Consider the following 21,818-nt stretch of genomic DNA (forward strand, 5'->3'; position numbering starts at 1 on the left):
TCCCCATTATTTCCTTGCAGTATATAGATATGCGAATTCCTTACTTCCCCCTACCTGCTTAGCAGGTATGCTGGGTCGGTATCCCAATTTCATACAGTTAAGGACAGGCCATGAGTAAGATTTATGAAGACAACTCGCTGACTATCGGTCATACGCCCCTGGTTCGACTGAACCGTATCGGTAATGGACGCATTCTGGCGAAGGTCGAATCACGCAACCCGAGCTTCAGCGTAAAATGCCGCATCGGTGCAAACATGATTTGGGATGCTGAAAAACGCGGCGTGCTGAAGCCAGGCGTTGAGCTGGTGGAACCGACCAGCGGTAACACCGGTATCGCTCTGGCCTATGTTGCTGCCGCACGCGGCTACAAGCTGACCCTGACCATGCCGGAAACCATGAGCATCGAACGTCGCAAACTGCTCAAAGCGCTGGGAGCGAACCTGGTCCTGACCGAAGGCGCGAAGGGCATGAAAGGTGCCATTCAGAAAGCGGAAGAGATCGTGGCCAGCGATCCGGCGAAATATCTTCTGCTGCAGCAGTTCAGCAACCCGGCTAACCCTGAAATTCACGAGAAGACTACCGGCCCGGAAATCTGGGAAGATACTGACGGCCAGGTTGACGTATTTATCTCCGGCGTCGGCACCGGCGGCACGCTGACCGGCGTGTCTCGCTATATTAAAGGCACAAAAGGTAAAAAAGAGCTGATTACCGTTGCCGTTGAACCTACCGACTCCCCGGTTATCGCTCAGGCGCTGGCGGGCGAAGAGCTCAAGCCTGGCCCGCATAAAATTCAGGGCATCGGCGCGGGCTTCATTCCGGGTAACCTGGATCTGAAGCTGATCGATAAAGTCGTTGCCATCACGAACGAAGAAGCCATCTCTACCGCGCGTCGTCTGATGGATGAAGAAGGCATTCTGGCAGGTATCTCTTCCGGTGCGGCCGTTGCGGCAGCGCTCAAACTTCAGGAAGATGAAGCCTTTACCAATAAGAATATTGTGGTTATCCTTCCTTCCTCGGGTGAGCGTTACTTGAGCACCGCACTGTTTGCCGATCTGTTCACGGAAAAAGAGCTGCAACAGTAGTGCCAGTATGTTAATAACGCGTAAAAAAGCACCTTTTCGGGTGCTTTTTTGTGACCTGCTTCAGACTTTTGCCCCTCCTGGCATTGCTTCACCCCGATGTGTCTGGTATTTAAACCAGCAATTATTTTGAAGCGTGAAATTAATCAGTGAACGAAATACCCTTGCTGAATCGATTTTATGATTTGGTTCAAGTCTTCCTTTCGCTGCATAATGTTTAATGACGATTGAAACGTCAGCGCTAACAATACAGGCTAAAGTTAAGCCGCCAGGCTAGACTTTAGTTCCACAACACTAAACCTATAAGTTGGGGAAATACAATGTTCCAGCAAGAAGTTACCATTACCGCTCCGAACGGTCTGCACACCCGCCCTGCTGCTCAGTTTGTTAAAGAAGCGAAAGGCTTCACTTCTGAAATCACTGTAACTTCCAACGGCAAAAGCGCTAGCGCAAAAAGCCTGTTCAAACTGCAGACTCTGGGCCTGACTCAGGGCACCGTTGTTACCATCTCTGCTGAAGGTGAAGACGAGCAGAAAGCAGTTGAGCATCTGGTTAAACTGATGGCTGAGCTCGAGTAAGTTTCCGGGTTCTTTTAAATATCAGTCACAAGTAAGGTAGGGTTATGATTTCAGGCATTTTAGCATCCCCGGGTATCGCTTTCGGCAAAGCACTGCTGCTGAAAGAAGACGAGATCGTCATCGACCGGAAAAAAATTTCTGCCGACAAGGTTGATCAGGAAGTTGAACGTTTTCTGAGCGGTCGTGCCAAGGCATCTGCGCAACTGGAAGCGATCAAAACTAAAGCTGGCGAAACTTTCGGTGAAGAAAAAGAAGCCATCTTCGAAGGGCATATCATGCTGCTCGAAGATGAGGAGCTGGAGCAGGAAATCATAGCCCTGATTAAAGATAAAGGCATGACGGCCGACGCGGCTGCGCATGAAGTTATCGAAGGTCAGGCAACTGCCCTGGAAGAGCTGGATGATGAATACCTGAAAGAGCGTGCGGCTGACGTACGTGACATCGGTAAGCGCCTGCTGCGCAACATCCTGGGCCTGGCCATTATCGACCTGAGCGCGATTCAGGATGAAGTGATCCTGGTTGCCGCTGACCTCACCCCGTCTGAAACCGCACAGCTGAACCTGAAAAAGGTCCTTGGTTTCATCACCGACGCGGGTGGCCGTACCTCCCACACCTCAATCATGGCGCGTTCTCTGGAACTGCCTGCCATCGTGGGCACCGGTAGCGTCACCTCTCAGGTGAAAAACGGCGACTATCTGATTCTGGATGCCGTAAACAATCTGGTTTACGTCAACCCAACTAACGAAGAGATCGAAAAACTGCGCGCGGTTCAGGAGCAGGTTGCGACTGAAAAAGCGGAACTCGCTAAGCTGAAAGACCTGCCAGCCATCACCCTGGACGGCCATCAGGTAGAAGTGTGCGCAAACATCGGTACCGTACGCGACGTTGATGGCGCTGAGCGCAACGGTGCGGAAGGTGTTGGTCTCTATCGTACAGAATTCCTGTTCATGGACCGCGACGCGCTGCCTACGGAAGAAGAGCAGTTTGCTGCGTATAAAGCCGTCGCAGAAGCGTGTGGCTCGCAGGCGGTTATCGTCCGTACCATGGACATCGGTGGCGACAAAGAGCTGCCGTACATGAACTTCCCGAAAGAAGAGAACCCGTTCCTGGGCTGGCGTGCCGTGCGTATCGCGATGGATCGTAAAGAGATCCTGCGTGACCAGGTTCGCGCTATCCTGCGTGCCTCCGCTTTCGGTAAGCTGCGCATCATGTTCCCGATGATCATCTCTGTTGAAGAAGTGCGTGCACTGAAGAAAGAGATCGAAATCTACAAACAGGAACTGCGCGACGAAGGTAAAGCATTTGACGAGTCAATTGAGATCGGCGTGATGGTGGAAACACCAGCGGCGGCGACCATTGCGCGTCATTTAGCCAAAGAAGTTGATTTCTTTAGTATCGGTACCAATGATTTAACGCAGTACACCCTGGCAGTTGACCGTGGTAATGATATGATTTCACATCTCTACCAGCCAATGTCACCGTCCGTACTGAACTTGATCAAGCAAGTTATTGATGCTTCTCATGCAGAAGGTAAATGGACTGGCATGTGTGGTGAGCTTGCAGGCGACGAACGTGCTACACTTCTGTTGCTGGGTATGGGTCTGGACGAATTCTCTATGAGCGCCATTTCCATCCCGCGCATTAAGAAGATTATCCGTAACACGAACTTCGAAGATGCGAAGGTGTTAGCAGAGCAGGCTCTTGCTCAACCGACAACGGACGAGTTAATGACGCTGGTTAACAAGTTCATTGAAGAAAAAACAATCTGCTAATCCACGAGATGCGGCCCAAATTACTGCTTAGGAGAAGATCATGGGTTTGTTCGATAAACTGAAATCTCTGGTTTCTGATGATAAGAAAGACTCCGGAACTATTGAGATTGTTGCTCCGCTCTCCGGCGAGATCGTCAACATCGAAGACGTGCCGGATGTAGTGTTTGCTGAGAAAATCGTTGGTGATGGCATTGCTATCAAACCAACTGGCAACAAAATGGTTGCTCCAGTTGACGGCACCATCGGTAAAATTTTTGAAACCAACCATGCGTTCTCTATCGAATCTGATAGCGGTATCGAACTGTTCGTTCACTTCGGTATCGACACCGTTGAACTGAAAGGCGAAGGCTTCAAGCGTATCGCGGAAGAAGGCCAGCGTGTTAAAGTTGGCGACCCGGTGATTGAATTCGATCTGCCACTGCTGGAAGAAAAAGCCAAGTCTACCCTGACGCCGGTTGTTATCTCCAACATGGACGAAATCAAAGAACTGATCAAACTGTCTGGCAGCGTCACCGTGGGCGAAACCCCGGTTATCCGCATCAAGAAGTAATTCTTGCCGCACAGAAAAATGGCGCCTTCGGGCGCCATTTTTGTTTATGCAGGGAGGATAAGCTCGTCGTAGCCTTTCGACTGGGTATAAAGCATCACGTCAGTCACCCGATCGCCGGCCATGCGAATGGCATCAGCAACGGTTTTCCCCTCAACAATTCCGCTCACCAGTTCTGAACAGAACAGATCCCCCGTCCCTTTCAGATCGGTTTCTACGCGCGGATGCGCGCTGACGGTCACGCCCTCACGCGTCACCAGCACCACGTGGATGTTTTGCGGGTCATCGGCGACCGGCGCGCTGGTGATCGCCACCCATTTCAGAGCGTCAGAAAGCAACCCCTGCGCGGCGGCAATAGCGCTTTCCGGCGTTCGGCACGACTTACCGCTCAATACTTCCAGCTCATAAACGTTTGGCGTAATCCCCTGCGCCAGCGGCAGCAGGTGTTCCCGGTAGGCTTCCGGGATATCCGGCTTCACGTACATTCCGCTGTCGATATCGCCGATAACCGGGTCGACCAGCACCAGCAGGTCAGGATGCTGCGCTTTGACCGCTTTCAGCCACTGCGCCAGCAGCGCGATCTGGCTGGCGCTGCCCATATAGCCGGTAGTGACCGCTTTAAGCTCGCGCAGGATCTCGCGCTCTTCCAGCGCCTTCAGGTAGCCGCTGAACCACTCGGCGGGGATCACCCCGCCGTAGAAGGTATCGTAGTGCGGCGTGTTGCTAAACAGCACCGTCGGCACGGCGGTGACGTTCAGCCTGTGGGTACGAATATTCGGCACCGCAATGCTGTTACCCACGCTGCCGTAAACCACCTGCGACTGCACCGCGACGATGTCGGTTTGCTGCGCCCGGGTGTTATCCCGGAATAGAATCATCTCCATGACGCTTAAATCCCCGCCCCCTGCGAATAACTCTCTTCACCAAAGACGCCGGTAGACAAATAGCGATCGCCGCGATCGCAGATAATCGCCACCACGACCGCACCGGGATTTGCCTGCGCCACGCGCAACGCCCCCGCTACCGCGCCCCCCGAGCTGACCCCGCAGAAGATGCCTTCACGCACGGCCAGTTCACGCATGGTATTCTCCGCCTCGCGCTGATGAATATCCAGCACCCGATCCACCAGCTGCGCATTAAAGATGCCTGGCATATACTCCGCAGGCCAGCGGCGAATGCCCGGAATACTGCTCCCCTCTTCTGGCTGCAGACCAACAATGGTGACCGGTTTCTCCTGCTCGCGCAAAAAACGGGACACGCCGGTAATGGTGCCGGTAGTGCCCATGCTAGAGACAAAATGGGTGATGCGCCCGCCGGTTTGCTGCCAGATTTCCGGCCCGGTGGTGGTGTAGTGCGCGTACGGGTTGTCCGGGTTATTGAACTGATCGAGCAGTTTACCTTCGCCGCGCTCGGCCATCGCTAACGCTAAGTCTCGCGCCCCTTCCATCCCCTGCTCTTTGGTTACCAGAATCAGCTCGGCCCCGTAGGCACGCATCGCGGCGCGGCGCTCCTGGCTCATGTTGTCCGGCATCAGCAGCTTCATGCGGTAGCCTTTCAGCGCCGCAATCATTGCGAGCGCGATACCGGTGTTGCCGCTGGTGGCTTCAATCAGCACATCACCTGGCTTAATTTCACCGCGTTTCTCGGCCTGGACAATCATCGACAGCGCCGCACGGTCTTTCACCGACCCTGCCGGGTTGTTGCCTTCGAGTTTGACCCAGATTTCGCTGCCGTTGGCACATCCCATGCGCTGAAGCTTGACCAGAGGGGTGTTGCCGATGGTGTGTTCGAGTGTATTCACGATTTTTACTCAATAAAAAGCCCGGTAAGCATCACGCCACCGGGCGAAAAACATACTCAATAACCTATCAGGCTGACTCCGCCAGAGCAATATCCTCGCGCGTCTCAATGCGCTCCTTACCGTGATAGATGCGCGCATGCTGCAGCCCGACAAACAGGCGCTCACCCCGGTGCGGCGGGACGTCGTCGCGCATGACCACGGTCAGCGGCTCGGTATACCAGCCCAGCGGCTGTACCACCAATTGGGTGTAGTGTCCTTTAGGGCTAGCTTCCAGCACCTGCACCGGCAGCGGGGAATCCAGGCTGGTGCGGCGGCTGACGTCCACTTCCCACGGGCGCAGGAACAGATCGACCGGCCCCTGATGCGCGGAGGTGTAGCCCAGCGGCCAGCGGTGCGCGCCGACGTGGAACTGACCGCCGCGAATGGTGCCCTGCAGTCGGTTCACCTCGCCCATAAACTCCAGCACGAAGCGGGTCGCCGGCTCGCGCCAGAGCTGTTCCGGCTCGTCAACCTGCTCGATGTTGCCCTGGCTCATGACCACCACGCGGTCCGCGACTTCCATCGCCTCTTCCTGATCGTGGGTCACGAAGACGCTGGTGAATTTCAGCTCTTCATGCAGCTGGCGCAGCCAGCGACGCAGCTCTTTGCGCACCTGCGCATCCAGCGCGCCGAAGGGTTCATCCAGCAGCAGTATTTGCGGCTCAACGGCCAGCGCGCGCGCCAGCGCCACGCGCTGCTTCTGCCCGCCGGAAAGCTGCGCCGGGAAACGGTCCGCCAGATGCGCCAGCTGCACCATCTCCAGCAGTTTGGTTACTTTCGCCTTAATGGTTGCTGCATCCGGGCGTTCACGACGCGGCAGCACCGTCAGGCCAAAGGCGATATTGTCGAAAACGGTCATGTGGCGGAACAGCGCGTAATGCTGGAAGACAAAACCCACTTTACGATCGCGGGCGTGCAGGCGGCTCACGTCGGTGCCGTGGAAGCGGATGTGCCCGCTGGTCTGATGCTCAAGCCCGGCGATAATCCGCAGCAGCGTCGTTTTGCCCGAGCCAGACGGCCCCAGCAGCGCGACCATTTGTCCGGAAGGGATATCCAGTGAGATATCATTCAGCACCTGGGTGCGTCCAAAAGACTTCTTAATATTGGCAATCTCAATGCTCATGATTTCCCTCCTGATGCTGACGTTTTTCCTGATTCTCTAAACGCCACTGCACCACACTCTTCAAAAACAGGGTCAAAATCGCCATCAGCGTCAGCAACGCTGCGGCAGTAAAGGAACCGACGGTGTTGTAGTCCTGTTCCAGTAATTCAATCTGCAGCGGCAGCGACAGCGTTTCACCGCGAATCGAGCCGGATACCACCGACACCGCACCAAACTCACCAATCGCACGGGCGTTGGTCAGCACCACGCCGTAAAGCAGCGCCCAGCGGATGTTCGGCAGCGTCACGCGGCGGAACATCTGCCAGCCGGATGCGCCAAGCAGAACGGCCGCTTCGTCTTCATTGCTGCCCTGGCTTAACATCACCGGCACCAGCTCACGCACCACGAACGGGCAGGTCACGAAGATGGTCACCAGCACCATGCCCGGCCAGGCGAACATGATCTGCAGGTTATGTTCATCCAGCCAGCCGCCCAGCGGGCCGTTGGAGCCGTAAAAGAGCAGGTAAACCAGACCGGCAACAACAGGCGACACGGCAAACGGAATATCCAGCAGGGTCAGTAGCAGCTGACGTCCCGGGAAGTTAAAGCGCGTCACCAGCCAGGCCAGCAGCGTACCGAAGACCAGGTTCACCGGCACGGTGATCAGGGCAATCAGCACCGTCAGCCAGATGGCGTGCAGCATGTCCGGGTTCGCCAGGTTCTCCAGCGCGGGCATCAGCCCCTTGCTGAACGCCTGGACGAAGATATAAACCGTCGGCACGACGAGAATGAGGGCGGACACCAGCACGCCCACGCCAATCAGAAACCATTTACCCCAGTTGATGCGGGGCGCATCGTATCGCTTCAATTGCGTAACTTCCGCCATCAGTGACCTACCACACGTCGACCAAAGCGACTTTGCAGAGTGTTAATCGAATACAGCAGCAGCAGCGAGGCCGCCAGAATCACCGAGGCAATCGCGCTCGCCGCCGGATAATCAAACTCCTGCAGGCGGATGAAAATCATCAGCGAGGTGACTTCCGTTTTCCAGGCGATGTTCCCGGCGATAAAAATCACCGCGCCGAACTCACCCAGACTGCGGGTAAACGACAGCGCGACGCCCGCCATCAGCGCCGGAGAGAGCTCCGGCAGAACCACTTTACGGAAGCTCTGCCAGCGCGTGGCGCCCAGCGTTTCCGCCGCTTCTTCGTATTCCGGACCCAGCTCTTCCAGTACCGGCTGCACGGTACGCACCACAAACGGGATGCTGGTAAAGGCCATCGCCACCGCGATCCCGAGCCAGGTATAGGTCACCTTGATGTCAAATTTCGCCAGCCACTCGCCGTACAGCCCGTTCACGGAGAAGAGCGACGCGAGGGTTAAGCCCGCAACCGCCGTCGGCAGCGCAAACGGCAGATCCATCAGGGCATCAAGCAGCGTACGGCCCGGGAAGCGATAGCGGGTTAAGATCCACGCCATCAGCAGGCCAAACACGCCGTTAAAAATGGAGGCAACAAACGCCGACAGCAGCGTCACCTTATAGGCCGCCACCACCTGCGGGTTGGTGACCACGTCCCAGTACTGCGCCCAGCTCATCTGAGCAAGCTGCATCACCAGCGCGCTGAGCGGCAACAGCAGGATCAGGCAGACGAACAGCAGGCTGGTCCCGAGGCTTAAGGTAAAGCCCGGCAGCACGCGTTTTGTCGAGACTGCAAACATTACTTACGCCCCGCCGCCAGCAGTTTGTCTAACTCACCGCCGCTGGCAAAGTGCGTTTTCATCACCTCAGGCCATGAGCCGAAATGATCTTCCACGCGGAACAGCGCGGTCTGCGGGAATTTATCTTTCAGCTTGTTCATCACGTCCGGATTGTTCACGCGGTAGTAGTAGTCGGTAATGATGGTCTGCGCCTGCGGGCTGTACAGGTAATTGAGATAGGCTTTTGCCGCTTTCTCGGTGCCGTTCGCCTGCACGTTTTTATCCACCCACGCCACCGGGAACTCGGCCAGGATGTTGGTTTTCGGAATAACCACCTCGAAGCCCTGCGCTTCGTACTGCTTGCGAATGTTGTTCACTTCGGATTCGAAGCTGATCAGCACGTCGCCCAGACCACGCTCGGCGAAGGTCGTGGTCGCGCCGCGGCCGCCGGTATCAAACACTTCGACGTTTTTCAGGAACTGGGTCATGAACTGCTCGGTCTTCGCTTTATCCTTACCGTCAGCCTTGTCCGCCGCGCCCCACGCGGCTAAATAGGTGTAGCGCGCGTTACCTGAAGTTTTTGGGTTCGGGAAAATCAGCTTCACGTCGGAACGCACCAGGTCGCTCCAGTCGTGGATGTTCTTCGGGTTGCCCTTACGCACCAGGAAGCCCATGGTGGAGTAGAACGGCGAGCTATTGTTCGGCAAGCGGCTCTGCCAGTCAGCCGGGATCAGCTTGCCCTTGTCGTGCAGGATCTGCACGTCAGTCACCTGGTTGTAGGTCACGACGTCTGCTTTCAGCCCCTGCAAAATCGCCAGCGCCTGCTTGGATGAACCGGCGTGGGACTGCTTGATGGTCAGCTTATCGCCATTGTTTTCTTTCGCCCACTGCTGCTCGAACGGTGGGTTAAGGGCGGCAAACAGCTCGCGGGAGACATCATACGAGCTGTTCAGCAGCTCGGTCGCCTGCGCCTGGGCCACCAGCAGTAAACCTGCCAGCGCCAGAGTTCCTTTTTTCAGTACAGTAACGGCCATTGCGCACCCTTATAAATGTGATGACTATCTTATAGTCATAATATTTATAACGGGGATGAAAGGAGTAACGGTTTTATATACCGTTTGGTGATTTACAAGCAGAAAAGGGAATAAGGGTGCGGGGAAAATTGCCGGGTGGCGCTAACGCTTACCCGGCCTACGTATGGGGAGCGTTTTACAGCGCCAGCAGGCGCTCAACGGACGGCGCAAAATAGTAGCCGCCGGTTACCGGGCGGGTGAAGCGCAGCATGGCGTCGCGCTTGCCGTCAGTGTCACCGAACATGCTCAGCAGCTGTTGCTCAATATTGTGCAGCCGCGCGCAGTAGGCGCAGAAGTAGAGGCCGTGCGTGCCGCTTGCCGTGCCGTACGGCAGGCTCTGACGAACAATTTTGAGCCCCTTACCGTCTTCCTTAAGGTCAACGCGGGACAGGTGCGAGGTCACCGGGCGCGCATCGCCGTCGATCTCTTCGTTGGCTTCTTTGGTGCGGCCAATCATCATCTCCTGGTCGTGCACGCTCATGCGGTTAAGCTGCTTGAGGTTGTGCTCCCAGCGCTGGACGAACACGTAGCTGCCGCCCGCGTCCACGCCGTCTTTGATGACCGCCACGTCGCGACGAACCTCTTCACCCGCCGGGTTTTCGGTGCCGTCAACGAAGCCGCTCAGATCGCGCTCTTCCACCCAGCGGAAGCCGTGAACCTCTTCCTGCACGTCGATGCTGTCGCCAAACGCTTCAACCGCCGCCTGAGCAACGGAGAAGTTCACGTCGTGGCGCAGAGAGAGGATGTGGATCAGCACGTCGTATTGGGTGGCTGGCGCCAGGCCTTTGCCGTAAGGGATAAAGTCCTTCAGCTCTTCCGCGCCTTCGCCGCCGCTCAGCTGACGCCAGACGTTATTGCCGAAAGCGACAACGGCACCCAGATGGGCGTCCGGGAATTTGGCCTGGAAGGTGGCCAGTTTATCAACGAAAACTTTGCTGGCCGCGCGCAGGGCATCCACGTCCCCTTTAACATTGGCTTCAATCCAAATCGCCGCGCGGCAATGTTCTGGCAAAATGCCACTCTGAACCTGAGACATCGCTCCTCCTGAAATAAAGATGCCACGTCAGCGTGGCATTGATGGCGGCTATTATACCCGGATTTCAGCGAGGCGGTTTGTTCAGGCGCAAATTACTGCTTCCAGAGTATTTTGCTCACTTTCCAGCTCTTCAGCGTGTCGTCAGAGGGCATCAATCCTTCCGGACCGCTCCAGGTTCCGGTGAAGACATAGCTGATGTGCTGGCTGCCTTCCGCCTTACATTCCACCGCCACGCCATCGTCTGAAGGGGCGCTGCTGCAGTTGCCAAAGGCCTGTTTATAAAGATCGCTAAACGGAGTGCCCACCTTTACGCCGCTGGCGGTCGGAATATCTTCGTCCAGCACGGCAATGCGGTCCACCGTCCCTTTATCACCGTTAATCACCAGCGCCAGCTTGTCGCCCTTCAACGCTTCAAAGTAACGCACAATGTTGCCATTCTCGGTTTTCATCCCGCTACGCAGGCGATAGTCACTGCTCAGGGCATCCTGAATGGCGTCCTGATCGAGCGCGGTCGACGCGGTAATTTTTCCTACGCCCTGCTCGGTCACTTCGGTGGAAGAGCCAAACCAGTTCCACGGATACGCGGCGGACCAGTTAATGGAGGAGAGCGTCGAACAGCCGGTTAACGCCAGCGGGAGAGCGCATAAAAGTAAACGCAGCGATTTCATTGAAACGTCCTTTCTAATTAAATCAACGCTTGTTGGAGTGCGGCATCGACAAAAAGTGCCGCGCTAATCTGACTCTTGCGTAAAACAGGCGCGTAAGCGGGGATTCGTCAGCAGCCACATCAGCGCCACAATATCCGCCACCACCAGCGCGATGCCGATACCGGAAAGCGGTTCACCCAGCCACCAGAGCACGGGTTGCCAGAACAGCAGCGCAATCTGGGCGAGGATCAGCAGCCAGCGAAGCGCACGCCACAGACGCGGGATTACATGCCGTCGACCGCTGCACAAAAAAGCCACCACCGCCGGTACGCCCGGCAGTAAGCCGAGCCAGAAGGCATCGTGGTCGGGATAAAAGAGATTCAGCAGCGTATCGCCCTGCCCGCGCGACGCACCGGCCATCACAAACAGTACCCAGGTACGGGCCTGGAGGAGCAAAACGCACCAGAATAAAAACGGCAGCCTGACGCGGCCCTGCACGTCATAGTCAGCCGGGTGGATCTCAGTACTCTTCATCTTCGATCAGGCGCTTACCCAGCGTCAGCACGTCGGCGTGCTCGTAGCCCAGACGCTCATACATGCCCAGCACCACGTCGTTATCTTCCCGCACCATGATCTGGATTTTCGGGCAGCCGCGGGCGATGAGTTTCTTTTCCAGACGATTGAGCAGCGCGTTGGCGATGCCGCGCGCCCGGTATTCCGGGTGAACGCCCAGATAATAGGCCGAGCCGCGGTGGCCGTCATACCCGCCCATCACCGTCCCGACCACCTCGCCGTTCACTTCCGCGACCAGAAACAGGCTAACGTCGTGATTCACCTTACGTTCGATATCCATTTCCGGATCGTTCCACGGACGCAGCAGATCGCAGCGCTCCCAAAGGGTGATCACCTCTTCGAAATCTTCCTGGCGAAAAACGCGTATCTCCATGGTATAAACCGCCTTTTCGGGTTTAAAAACAGTGATTATGGCGTGAACGGGGCGTTTAGCCAATAACCGGGGAAAATCTCGCCAAAATTTGGCATAATGTCACTTTGTCACGTATTGAAATGAAAAGTAAAACAATTCTCAATAAGGACTGTCGTAACGGGAAACACGATACGATATAACACCAGGACCCCATTTTTCAGTATTCAGGCCGCATGAGCACATTCAAACCATTAAAAGCACTCACATCGCGTCGTCAGGTTCTCAAAGCGGGGCTGGCGGCCTTAACGTTAACGGGCATCGCTAAGCAGGCTCAGGCAAAAGACGAGAGCACGCTCAAAACCAGTAACGGACACAGCAAACCGAAAACCAAAAAGCCGGGCGCAAAGCGTCTGGTGATGCTCGATCCGGGCCACGGCGGTATTGATACCGGCGCCATCGGCAGAAACGGGTCGAAAGAGAAACACGTCGTGCTGGCAATTGCAAAAAATGTGCGCGCAATTTTACGCAGCAACGGCATTGACGCCCACCTGACGCGCACGGGCGACACGTTCATTCCGCTGTACGACCGCGTGGAAATTGCCCACAAGCACGGCGCCGACCTGTTTATGTCGATCCACGCGGATGGCTTCACAAACCCTTCCGCCGCGGGCGCGTCGGTGTTTGCCCTCTCCAACCGCGGCGCCAGTAGCGCTATGGCGAAATACCTTTCCGATCGCGAAAACCGGGCGGATGAAGTAGCCGGGAAGAAAGCCACGGATAAAGATCATCTGTTGCAGCAGGTGCTGTTCGATCTCGTGCAAACGGACACCATCAAAAACAGCCTGACGCTCGGCTCGCATATCCTCAAGCGGATTAAGCCGGTGCACCGTCTGCACAGTAAAAGCACGGAACAGGCGGCGTTTGTGGTGCTGAAGTCACCGTCCATCCCGTCCGTGCTGGTGGAAACGTCCTTTATTACCAATCCGGAAGAAGAGCGCCTGCTCGGCACCACGGCGTTTCGCCAGAAGATCGCCAACGCCATCGCCTCCGGCATTATCAGTTACTTCAACTGGTTCGATAACCAGAAAGCGCACTCCAGGAAACGCTGATGAAACCTAATGCACAGCTGGTCAAAACGTTCCTGCTGCAGCTGCAGGATGAGATATGCCGGAAACTGGCCGCCGCAGACGGCGGTGAATTCCAGGAAGATAGCTGGCAGCGCGAAGCGGGCGGCGGCGGGCGCAGCCGCGTGCTGCGTAACGGCGGCATCTTCGAACAGGCGGGCGTGAATTTTTCCCACGTTCACGGCGACGCCATGCCCGCGTCCGCTACCGCGCACCGCCCTGAGCTGGCGGGCCGCAGCTTCGAAGCGATGGGCGTCTCGCTGGTGATCCACCCGCATAACCCGTTTGTTCCGACCAGCCACTCCAACGTGCGCTTTTTCATCGCGGAGAAGCCAGGAGCCGATCCGGTCTGGTGGTTTGGCGGCGGTTTCGACATGACGCCCTACTACGGCTTCGAAGAGGATGCCGTGCACTGGCACACCACCGCGCGGAACCTTTGCCTGCCGTTTGGCGAAGACGTTTACCCGAAATATAAAAAGTGGTGCGACGACTACTTTTACCTGAAGCACCGCGACGAGCAGCGCGGCATCGGCGGGCTGTTCTTTGACGATCTCAACACGCCGGATTTTGATACGGCATTTAGCTTTATGCGCGCGGTGGGCGAAGGGTTCACCGACGCGTACCTGCCGATTGTCGAACGCCGTAAAAACACCGACTACGGCGTGCGCGAGCGTGAGTTCCAGCTTTATCGTCGCGGGCGGTATGTGGAGTTCAACCTGGTGTGGGATCGCGGGACGCTGTTCGGCCTGCAGACCGGCGGACGCACGGAGTCGATTCTGATGTCTATGCCGCCGCTGGTGCGCTGGGAGTACAGCTACGAACCAAAAGAAGGCAGCCCGGAGGCTGCCTTGAGTGAGTTCCTTAAAGTACGCGACTGGATTTAACTGCCGGATGGTGCTGCGCTTATCCGGCCTACTCAATCCCCAGGTCGGGTAAGCAAACGCGCCCTTACAGCGGCTGCGTCTGCGCCTCAACCACCGCCAGCGCCACCATATTCACGATACGGCGCACGGAGGCAATCGGCGTTAACACGTGCACCGGTTTTGCCACGCCCATCAGCACCGGTCCTACGGTCACCCCTTCAGAGCTGGAGACGCGCAGCAGGTTGTAGCTGATACGCGCCGCTTCCACGTTCGGCATAATCAGGATGTTCGCCGATCCCTTCAGCGGGCTGTCCGGCATACGTTCGTTGCGGATGCTCTCCACCAGCGCGGCATCACCGTGCATTTCCCCGTCAATCATCAGCTCCGGCGCACGCTCGCGCACCAGTTCCAGAGTCTGGCGCATTTTGCACGCCGCCGCGGATTTAGACGAACCAAAGTTTGAGTGCGACAGCAGCGCCACCTTCGGCTCAATACCAAAGCGACGCACGGTCTCGGCGGCCATCACGGTGATCTCCGCCAGTTCGTCCGGGGTTGGATCGTCGTTCACGTAGGTATCGGCAATAAAGGTGTTGCCGCTCGGCAGCAGCAGCGCGTTCATCGCCCCGGCGGTGTGCACGCCGTCGCGATAGCCGAAGATCTCCTGCACCACGCTGAAATGCTCGTGGTAATCGCCGATGGTGCCGCAGATCAGCGCATCCGCCTCGCCGCGATGGACCATGATCGCGCCGATGACCGTAGTATTGCTGATCACCGCCCGCTGCGCCTGTTCCTGGGTGATCCCGCGACGCTTCATGATCGCGTAATATTCGTTCCAGTACTCCTTGAAGCGCGGATCGGATTCGTTGTTAACGATCTCAAAGTCCACGCCCGGCTTGATCTGCAGGCCCAGCTTCTGAATGCGCATCTCGATCACGCTCGGACGACCAATCAGGATCGGCTTCGCCAGCCCTAAGGTGATCAGCTCCTGCGTGGCGTGCAGCACGCGCGCCTCTTCCCCTTCCGCCAGCACCACGCGCTTCGCGTCTGCGCGAGCCTGAGAGAAGATCGGCTTCATAAACAGGTTGGTTTTGTAGACAAACTCGGTGAGCTTATCGACGTACGCGTCGAAATCCTGAATCGGACGCGTCGCCACGCCGGAGTCCATCGCCGCTTTGGCAACGGCTGGCGCAATTTTTACAATCAGGCGTGGATCGAACGGTTTTGGAATGATGTAGTCCGGGCCAAAGCTCAGATCCTGATCCCCGTACGCGGAGGCGACCACTTCGCTCTGCTCAGCGTGCGCCAGCTCAGCGATGGCGTGAACGGCGGCAAGCTTCATCTCTTCGTTGATCGCCGTCGCGCCAACGTCCAGCGCCCCGCGGAAGATGAACGGGAAGCAGAGCACGTTGTTCACCTGGTTCGGGTAGTCCGAACGGCCGGTACAGATAATGGCGTCTTCGCGCACCGCTTTCGCCAGCGGCGGGAGGATTTCCGGTTCCGGGTTCGCCAGCGCCAGGATCATCGGCGCGCGCGCCATTTTCTGCACCATTTCCTGGGTCAGCACTTTCGGGCCTGAACAGCCGAGGAAGATATCCGCGCCGTCAATCACGTCCTCAAGCGTGCGCTTGCCGTCATCTTCCACGGCATACGCCGCTTTGGTTTCCGCCATGTTCGGCTCACGGTCTTTGTAGATCACGCCCTTAGAGTCGCAGACCACGATATTGTGTTTCTGCATGCCCAGCGCCACCAGCAGGTTCATACAGGCGATGGCCGCCGCGCCCGCACCGGAGACCACCATGCGCACGTCGGAGAGATTTTTCTCCACCACGCGCAGGCCGTTGAGAATGGCAGCGGTACTGATAATCGCCGTGCCGTGCTGGTCGTCATGGAACACGGGAATGTTCATACGCTCGCGCAACTTCTGCTCGATATAGAAACATTCCGGCGCTTTGATGTCTTCCAGGTTGATCCCGCCGAAGGTCGGCTCCAGCGCGGCCACCACGTTGATGAACTTATCGGGATCGAGTTCGTCCACTTCGATATCGAACACGTCGATACCGGCAAATTTCTTAAACAGAACGCCCTTCCCTTCCATCACCGGTTTACCGGCCAGGGCACCAATGTTGCCCAGGCCCAGCACCGCCGTACCGTTAGAGATAACGGCGACAAGGTTGCCGCGCGCGGTGTATTTGTAGGCCGCCAGCGGATCTTTTTCGATCTCCAGACACGGCGCAGCCACGCCCGGCGAGTAGGCCAGCGCCAGATCGCGCTGGGTCGCCAGCGGCTTGGTTGGGGAGACCTGAATTTTACCGGGGACAGGGAACTCGTGAAAATCGAGGGCACTCTGTTTTAACTGATCGTCCATCTTGTTATTCCTTTTACGTATCGGTCAGATAGTATCGCCGCTGAGCAGCGCATAAACTTTGAAGGCTGCCAAACTCTCACCATCACACATTAAAAATTGTTATCAATTTATAACAGCCATGTTACCCGTCTCAAAAGCAATGCCTGCCCCGTCTGCTATGCTTTTTTGTTAAGTCCATCATGATTTTCTCAGAAGTGTGAACTAACGCACTCATCTAACTCTTTTATTTCCAAGGAGTAATTATTTATGAACCAGCTAGACGGCATCAAACAGTTCACCACCGTGGTTGCAGACAGCGGCGATATCGAGTCGATTCGCCACTATCAGCCAGAGGACGCGACCACCAACCCTTCGCTGCTTCTGAAAGCGGCGGGGCTTGCCCATTTTAGCCATCTGATTGACGACGCGATTGCCTACGGTAAACAGCGCGGGAAAACGCAGGAGCAGCAGGTTGCTGAAGCCAGCGACAAGCTGGCGGTTAATTTTGGTGCGGAAATTCTGAAAAGCATTCCGGGGCGCGTGTCGACCGAAGTGGATGCCCGCCTCTCATTCGATCAGGAAAAGAGTATTAACAAAGCGCGCCGCCTGGTGGAACTCTACCAGGAACAGGGGATCGATAAGTCACGCATTCTGATCAAGCTCGCGTCCACATGGGAAGGCATCCGCGCGGCAGAGGTTCTGGAAAAAGAGGGGATCCACTGCAACCTGACGCTGCTGTTCTCCTTTGCCCAGGCGCGCGCCTGTGCCGAAGCGGGCGTATTCCTGATCTCGCCGTTTGTCGGGCGCATCTACGACTGGTATCAGGCGAAACAGCCGATGGACCCGTACGTGGTGGAAGAGGATCCGGGAGTGAAGTCGGTGCGTAATATCTACGATTATTACAAGCAACACCGCTACGAAACCATCGTGATGGGCGCCAGCTTCCGCCGCACCGAGCAGATCCTCGCGCTCGCAGGGTGCGACCGTCTGACCATCTCCCCTGACCTGCTGAAAAAGCTGCAGGAGAGCGACGAAACGGTGATCCGCAAGCTGGTGCCGACCTCTACCGTCCTGCCAAAACCGAAAGCCATGACCGAAGCGGAGTTCCGCTGGGAGCATAATCAGGACCCTATGGCCGTGGAAAAACTGGCGGACGGCATCCGCCAGTTCGCCGTCGACCAGCGAAAACTCGAAGATCTTCTCGCCGCCAAACTTTAACCTTGCCACGGAGTGAACTATGTCCCGTAAAGAGCTCGCCAACGCCATTCGCGCCCTCAGCATGGATGCCGTACAAAAAGCCAATTCCGGCCACCCTGGCGCCCCGATGGGGATGGCCGATATTGCCGAAGTGCTGTGGAACGACTTCCTGAAGCACAACCCCACTGACCCAACCTGGTACGACCGCGACCGTTTTATTCTCTCCAACGGCCACGCCTCGATGCTGCTCTACAGCCTGCTGCACCTTTCCGGCTATGACCTGCCGCTTGAGGAGTTAAAAAACTTCCGCCAGCTGCACTCCAAAACGCCGGGCCACCCGGAGATCGGCTATACGCCGGGCGTGGAAACGACCACCGGCCCGCTGGGCCAGGGGCTGGCGAATGCCGTCGGCCTGGCAATTGCCGAGCGTACGCTGGCCGCGCAGTTCAACCAGCCCGACCACGAGATTGTCGATCACTACACCTACGTCTTTATGGGCGACGGCTGCCTGATGGAAGGGATCTCCCACGAGGTCTGCTCGCTGGCGGGCACGCTGGGGCTCGGCAAGCTGATTGGCTTCTATGACCACAACGGCATCTCCATCGACGGGGAAACCGAGGGCTGGTTTACCGACGACACGGCAAAACGCTTTGAGGCCTATCACTGGCACGTGGTGCACGAGATTGACGGCCACGATCCGGAAGCGGTGAAAAAAGCGATTCAGGAAGCGCAGAGCGTGAAGGACAAACCGTCCCTGATTATCTGCCGTACCACCATTGGCTTCGGCTCGCCGAACAAAGCGGGCAAAGAAGAGGCGCACGGCGCGGCGCTGGGCGAAGAGGAAGTGGCGTTAACCCGCCAGAAACTGGGCTGGAAATATCCGCCGTTTGAGATCCCGAAAGAGATCTACAGAGCATGGGATGCGCGCGAAGCGGGTGAAAAAGCGCAGCAGGCCTGGAACGAAAAATTTGCTGCCTACAAAAAAGCGCACCCGGAGCTGGCCGCCGAGTTTTCCCGCCGCATGAGCGGCGGCCTGCCGGAAGACTGGGACGATAAAACCCAGGCGCTGATTGAAAATCTGCAGTCCAACCCGGCGAAAATCGCTACCCGTAAGGCATCGCAAAACACCCTGAACGCGATTGGCCCTCTCCTGCCTGAGCTGCTCGGCGGCTCGGCGGATCTGGCGCCAAGCAACCTGACCATCTGGTCAGGCTCTAAATCCCTGAAGGAAGACATTGCCGGGAACTACATCCACTACGGCGTGCGCGAGTTTGGGATGACCGCGATTGCTAACGGCATCGCCCATCACGGCGGCTTCGTGCCCTACACTGCCACCTTCCTGATGTTCGTCGAGTACGCCCGAAACGCGGCGCGCATGGCGGCGCTGATGAAGGCCCGGCAGATCATGGTCTACACCCATGACTCCATCGGGCTGGGGGAAGATGGTCCGACGCACCAGGCGGTAGAGCAGCTGGCGAGCCTGCGCTTAACGCCAAACTTCAGCACCTGGCGTCCGTGCGATCAGGTCGAAGCCGCGGTGGGCTGGAAGCTGGCCGTTGAGCGCCATAACGGGCCCACGGCGCTGATCCTGTCGCGCCAGAACCTGGCGCAGATCGAGCGCACACCGGAGCAGGTAAAACACATCGCCCGTGGCGGGTACATCCTGAAAGACAGCGGCGGCAAGCCGGACGTGATCCTGATTGCCACCGGTTCCGAGGTGGAAATCACGGTGAAAGCGGCGGAGAAGCTGACCGCCGAAGGTCACGCGGTGCGCGTGGTATCTCTGCCTTCAACGGATATTTTTGACGCCCAGGACGAGGCGTATCGGGAATCGGTGCTGCCTTCCAGCGTTGCGGCGCGCGTGGCGGTGGAAGCGGGTATTGCCGACTACTGGTATAAGTACGTGGGGCTGAAAGGGGCAATTGTAGGCATGCGGGGTTACGGTGAATCCGCTCCTGCCGACAAGCTGTTCCCGTATTTCGGCTTTACCGTTGAGAATGTGGTGGAGAAAGCGCTGAGCGTGTTGTAGTGCGACAGCGCCATCCGGCAAAACTAGCGAGTGATCCACAGCGTGGGCCAGGCGTCTGGCCCATTCCAGCTATCGCAGCTTGGCTCTTCCGCGTAGCGTACCAGGCGAAAACGCTGGCCGTCAAAACGCCAGCGCGTCTGGATCCCGCAGTCTCCAATACCGCGTCCCAGCGCCAGTGTCGTCAACTCGCGCGTTTTCTCATCAAAGCGGGCGTTCATCAGCTCCATATCGCTGCTCTGGCTGGAGGGGGTGAACGGCAGACGTAACCTGACGCTACGGGCGGCGAACGGTTTTTTACGTGAGACCTGCCACGCCAGATCGACCGTGTTATAGGCCCCCGCTTCACAGCTGACGATCAACAGCGCTTTGTCATCCGTTAATGCAGTGACGCGTACTTCACGACGGTTAGGATCCAGCGAGCACTGGCTGTTGTTCATCCGCCACGTCCCATAATCCAGCAGATCGTTCAGCTCGTTATGCGTCAGCGGCGTCGGCGTCGGGTTCACCACGGCCACCTTTTTTAATGCCGGTGCAGGAGGCACGCTCAGCGGCGGGCTATCTCCTTTTTTAATCCATGCCGTTTCGCTGCCAACGCGCTTCTGCTGGGCGTCGATAAACAGCAGCGCCGCCTTCAGACCGACCAGCGAGATCGTCTGCTTCCCCCCGCGCAGGGTCAGCGCCTGCCCTTCCTGAATGGTTTTCAGAAACGTAGTGATGGTACCCGCATCGTCAGTTTTGAGATGCCAGGGGGTTAACTGCCAGTGCTGCGAATTGAGCTTTAACGGAACGTTGTCGAGCAGCAGGCGCGGGGCAATGTCAGGCTCTTTAACCGGCGGGGCCGAAAGCCCGCCGAGATCGATGCGCAGGCTGGCGTCCGTTTTGGCGCCTGCGCTACGGCTCAGCGCCATGACCAGACCGCGATGCTCGCCGGTATTCCGGGCAACACAAAAATTCTGGTTATTGCATGTAACCTGCCAGTCTGAAAAAGACTGCTGCGCGGGCGCAGCCCACACCAGAGGCGCGGGTAGCACGCAGAAAAAGAAGAGAAGCAAAACGCAGTAGCGCATGAATGGCACAGCCCCGGAAACGAAAAGGTCAATCTGGGGCGTATCTTCGTGCCCAGGGCGGGCGGGCTCAATCGGATTTATCGGATAGATTTATCTGAAATACACGTTATCACGACATCGGTTTAGGGTTCATTAAGCCGCTGGTTTGCAGATACTGTAACAGGATCACCGCTTTACCGTCGCGGATCTCGCCGCTTTTCACCATCTCAACGGCCTGGGTGAAAGGCATTTCCAGCACTTCAATGTCTTCATCCTCCACGCCGCCGCCGCGATGCGTACGCTGGGCATCGGTGTATTCCGCAATGAAGAAATGGACCAGCTCGGTCACCCCGCCAGGGGACATGAAAAGCTCAAAGACTTTTTGCACCTCGCCCACTTCAAAACCGGTCTCCTCAACGGCCTCCTTGCGGATGCAGACTTCCGGCTCATCGTCATCAAGCAGGCCGGCGCAGGTTTCAATCAGGCGTCCGTCCGCATTGCCGTTGACCCAGGTCGCGACCCGAAACTGGCGAATCAGCACTACGCTTTGCTTCTCACGGTTATACAGCAGAATGGTTGCGCCATTGCCCCGGTCGTAGACTTCGCGTTTGTGGCGAATCACGTCACCGTTCTTACGGGTTAAATCGTAAGTGATGTTACGCAGAACAAAGTAATTTTCAGAAAGGATTTTGTCTTTGATAACGGTAATGTTCAGGGACATACGGGCTCCACGGCTAAATGAGTCTGTTTATACTACTCCGTGAAGCCCGCTTTGTCGTCCGTCGGCTCAGGCGGCGCGTTACTTCTCGCCAGATTTCAGGTTAATGCCCAAAGCAGCTTTTGGATCAATAACCTTATCTTTAGTATGAATAAGCTATTTGCTCGCCACCGCGTTATCAGGCACTGTACAACTGCCCA

General features: G+C 57.0%; 21 protein-coding genes. 8 read left to right on the plus strand and 13 right to left on the minus strand.

Annotated features, from left to right (window positions below; genetic code table 11):
• Positions 1-110: 110 nt before the first annotated feature.
• From cysK to crr, 4 genes are all read left to right on the plus strand, one after another.
• Positions 111-1,082, plus strand: coding sequence for a cysteine synthase A (gene cysK, locus APT89_RS20855; protein WP_028013996.1), 972 nt, complete (start codon positions 111-113; stop codon positions 1,080-1,082).
• A 317-nt stretch (positions 1,083-1,399) separates the two neighbouring features.
• Complete coding sequence (ptsH, locus tag APT89_RS20860; protein ID WP_000487600.1) at positions 1,400-1,657, plus strand: phosphocarrier protein Hpr; 258 nt, start codon at positions 1,400-1,402, stop codon at positions 1,655-1,657.
• Positions 1,658-1,701: 44 nt separating this feature from the next.
• Entirely contained in the window at positions 1,702-3,429 is a 1,728-nt protein-coding gene (ptsI, locus tag APT89_RS20865) for a phosphoenolpyruvate-protein phosphotransferase PtsI (RefSeq protein WP_008501604.1), read from the plus strand.
• A gap of 40 nt (positions 3,430-3,469) precedes the next feature.
• Complete coding sequence (gene crr / locus APT89_RS20870; RefSeq protein ID WP_003861316.1) at positions 3,470-3,979, plus strand: PTS glucose transporter subunit IIA; 510 nt, start codon at positions 3,470-3,472, stop codon at positions 3,977-3,979.
• A 44-nt stretch (positions 3,980-4,023) separates the two neighbouring features.
• Here the strand turns inward: crr and pdxK are convergent, their stop codons facing one another.
• The 10 genes from pdxK to APT89_RS20920 all read right to left on the minus strand — a co-directional run bounded on the left by pdxK (position 4,024) and on the right by APT89_RS20920 (position 12,318).
• Positions 4,024-4,860 (minus strand): pyridoxine/pyridoxal/pyridoxamine kinase, encoded by an 837-nt coding sequence (gene pdxK, locus APT89_RS20875; protein WP_060573466.1) that lies wholly within the window; start codon positions 4,858-4,860, stop codon positions 4,024-4,026.
• Between the two features lie 5 nt (positions 4,861-4,865).
• Positions 4,866-5,777: a cysteine synthase CysM gene (cysM, locus tag APT89_RS20880; protein WP_028013998.1), complete on the minus strand. Its 912-nt coding sequence runs from the start codon at positions 5,775-5,777 to the stop codon at positions 4,866-4,868.
• A gap of 67 nt (positions 5,778-5,844) precedes the next feature.
• Complete coding sequence (gene cysA / locus APT89_RS20885) at positions 5,845-6,939, minus strand: sulfate/thiosulfate ABC transporter ATP-binding protein CysA (protein ID WP_008501607.1); 1,095 nt, start codon at positions 6,937-6,939, stop codon at positions 5,845-5,847.
• Positions 6,929-7,804: a sulfate/thiosulfate ABC transporter permease CysW gene (gene cysW, locus APT89_RS20890; RefSeq protein ID WP_045261151.1), complete on the minus strand. Its 876-nt coding sequence runs from the start codon at positions 7,802-7,804 to the stop codon at positions 6,929-6,931. The genes cysA and cysW overlap by 11 nt, the downstream gene beginning before the upstream one ends.
• Positions 7,804-8,637 carry a sulfate/thiosulfate ABC transporter permease CysT gene (cysT, locus tag APT89_RS20895; RefSeq protein ID WP_004123378.1) on the minus strand — a complete coding sequence of 278 codons (834 nt, stop codon included), beginning with the start codon at positions 8,635-8,637 and terminating at the stop codon, positions 7,804-7,806. The genes cysW and cysT overlap by 1 nt, the downstream gene beginning before the upstream one ends.
• On the minus strand, positions 8,637-9,650 hold the full coding sequence (locus tag APT89_RS20900; RefSeq protein WP_041908798.1) for a sulfate ABC transporter substrate-binding protein: 1,014 nt from the start codon (positions 9,648-9,650) through the stop codon (positions 8,637-8,639). Before APT89_RS20900 ends, cysT begins: the two co-directional genes overlap by 1 nt.
• Before the next feature lie 175 nt (positions 9,651-9,825).
• Entirely contained in the window at positions 9,826-10,725 is a 900-nt protein-coding gene (locus APT89_RS20905; RefSeq protein WP_047368060.1) for a Dyp-type peroxidase, read from the minus strand.
• Positions 10,726-10,817: 92 nt separating this feature from the next.
• A complete protein-coding gene (locus tag APT89_RS20910; protein WP_060573467.1) occupies positions 10,818-11,393 on the minus strand; it encodes an RpoE-regulated lipoprotein in 576 nt (191 codons plus the stop codon).
• Between the two features lie 63 nt (positions 11,394-11,456).
• Complete coding sequence (locus tag APT89_RS20915; protein ID WP_060573469.1) at positions 11,457-11,906, minus strand: DUF2919 domain-containing protein; 450 nt, start codon at positions 11,904-11,906, stop codon at positions 11,457-11,459.
• Positions 11,893-12,318 carry a GNAT family acetyltransferase gene (locus APT89_RS20920; protein WP_003861292.1) on the minus strand — a complete coding sequence of 142 codons (426 nt, stop codon included), beginning with the start codon at positions 12,316-12,318 and terminating at the stop codon, positions 11,893-11,895. Before APT89_RS20920 ends, APT89_RS20915 begins: the two co-directional genes overlap by 14 nt.
• 212 nt (positions 12,319-12,530) lie before the next feature.
• Here APT89_RS20920 and amiA point away from each other — a divergent pair, with 212 nt between their 5' ends.
• Positions 12,531-13,406: an N-acetylmuramoyl-L-alanine amidase AmiA gene (gene amiA, locus APT89_RS20925; protein WP_060573471.1), complete on the plus strand. Its 876-nt coding sequence runs from the start codon at positions 12,531-12,533 to the stop codon at positions 13,404-13,406.
• Complete coding sequence (gene hemF, locus APT89_RS20930) at positions 13,406-14,305, plus strand: oxygen-dependent coproporphyrinogen oxidase (protein WP_060573473.1); 900 nt, start codon at positions 13,406-13,408, stop codon at positions 14,303-14,305. Before amiA ends, hemF begins: the two co-directional genes overlap by 1 nt.
• 64 nt (positions 14,306-14,369) lie before the next feature.
• On the opposite strand, the gene maeB is transcribed toward hemF, so the two are convergent.
• Positions 14,370-16,649 (minus strand): NADP-dependent oxaloacetate-decarboxylating malate dehydrogenase, encoded by a 2,280-nt coding sequence (gene maeB / locus APT89_RS20935; protein ID WP_028014008.1) that lies wholly within the window; start codon positions 16,647-16,649, stop codon positions 14,370-14,372.
• A gap of 246 nt (positions 16,650-16,895) precedes the next feature.
• Between maeB and tal the strand changes: the two genes are divergently transcribed.
• Together tal and tkt are read left to right on the plus strand one after the other, a co-directional pair.
• Positions 16,896-17,846 (plus strand): transaldolase, encoded by a 951-nt coding sequence (tal, locus tag APT89_RS20940; protein ID WP_028014009.1) that lies wholly within the window; start codon positions 16,896-16,898, stop codon positions 17,844-17,846.
• A gap of 19 nt (positions 17,847-17,865) precedes the next feature.
• Positions 17,866-19,854 (plus strand): transketolase, encoded by a 1,989-nt coding sequence (gene tkt, locus APT89_RS20945; RefSeq protein ID WP_060573475.1) that lies wholly within the window; start codon positions 17,866-17,868, stop codon positions 19,852-19,854.
• Positions 19,855-19,877: 23 nt separating this feature from the next.
• On the opposite strand, the gene APT89_RS20950 is transcribed toward tkt, so the two are convergent.
• Entirely contained in the window at positions 19,878-20,921 is a 1,044-nt protein-coding gene (locus tag APT89_RS20950) for a DUF1176 domain-containing protein (protein ID WP_060573477.1), read from the minus strand.
• 109 nt (positions 20,922-21,030) lie between these two features.
• On the minus strand, positions 21,031-21,621 hold the full coding sequence (nudK, locus tag APT89_RS20955) for a GDP-mannose pyrophosphatase NudK (RefSeq protein WP_041908784.1): 591 nt from the start codon (positions 21,619-21,621) through the stop codon (positions 21,031-21,033).
• Positions 21,622-21,818: the final 197 nt, after the last annotated feature.

The sequence above is a fragment of the Enterobacter sp. 50588862 genome, assembly GCF_001462935.1.
Classification (GTDB): Bacteria; Pseudomonadota; Gammaproteobacteria; order Enterobacterales; family Enterobacteriaceae; genus Enterobacter; species Enterobacter bugandensis.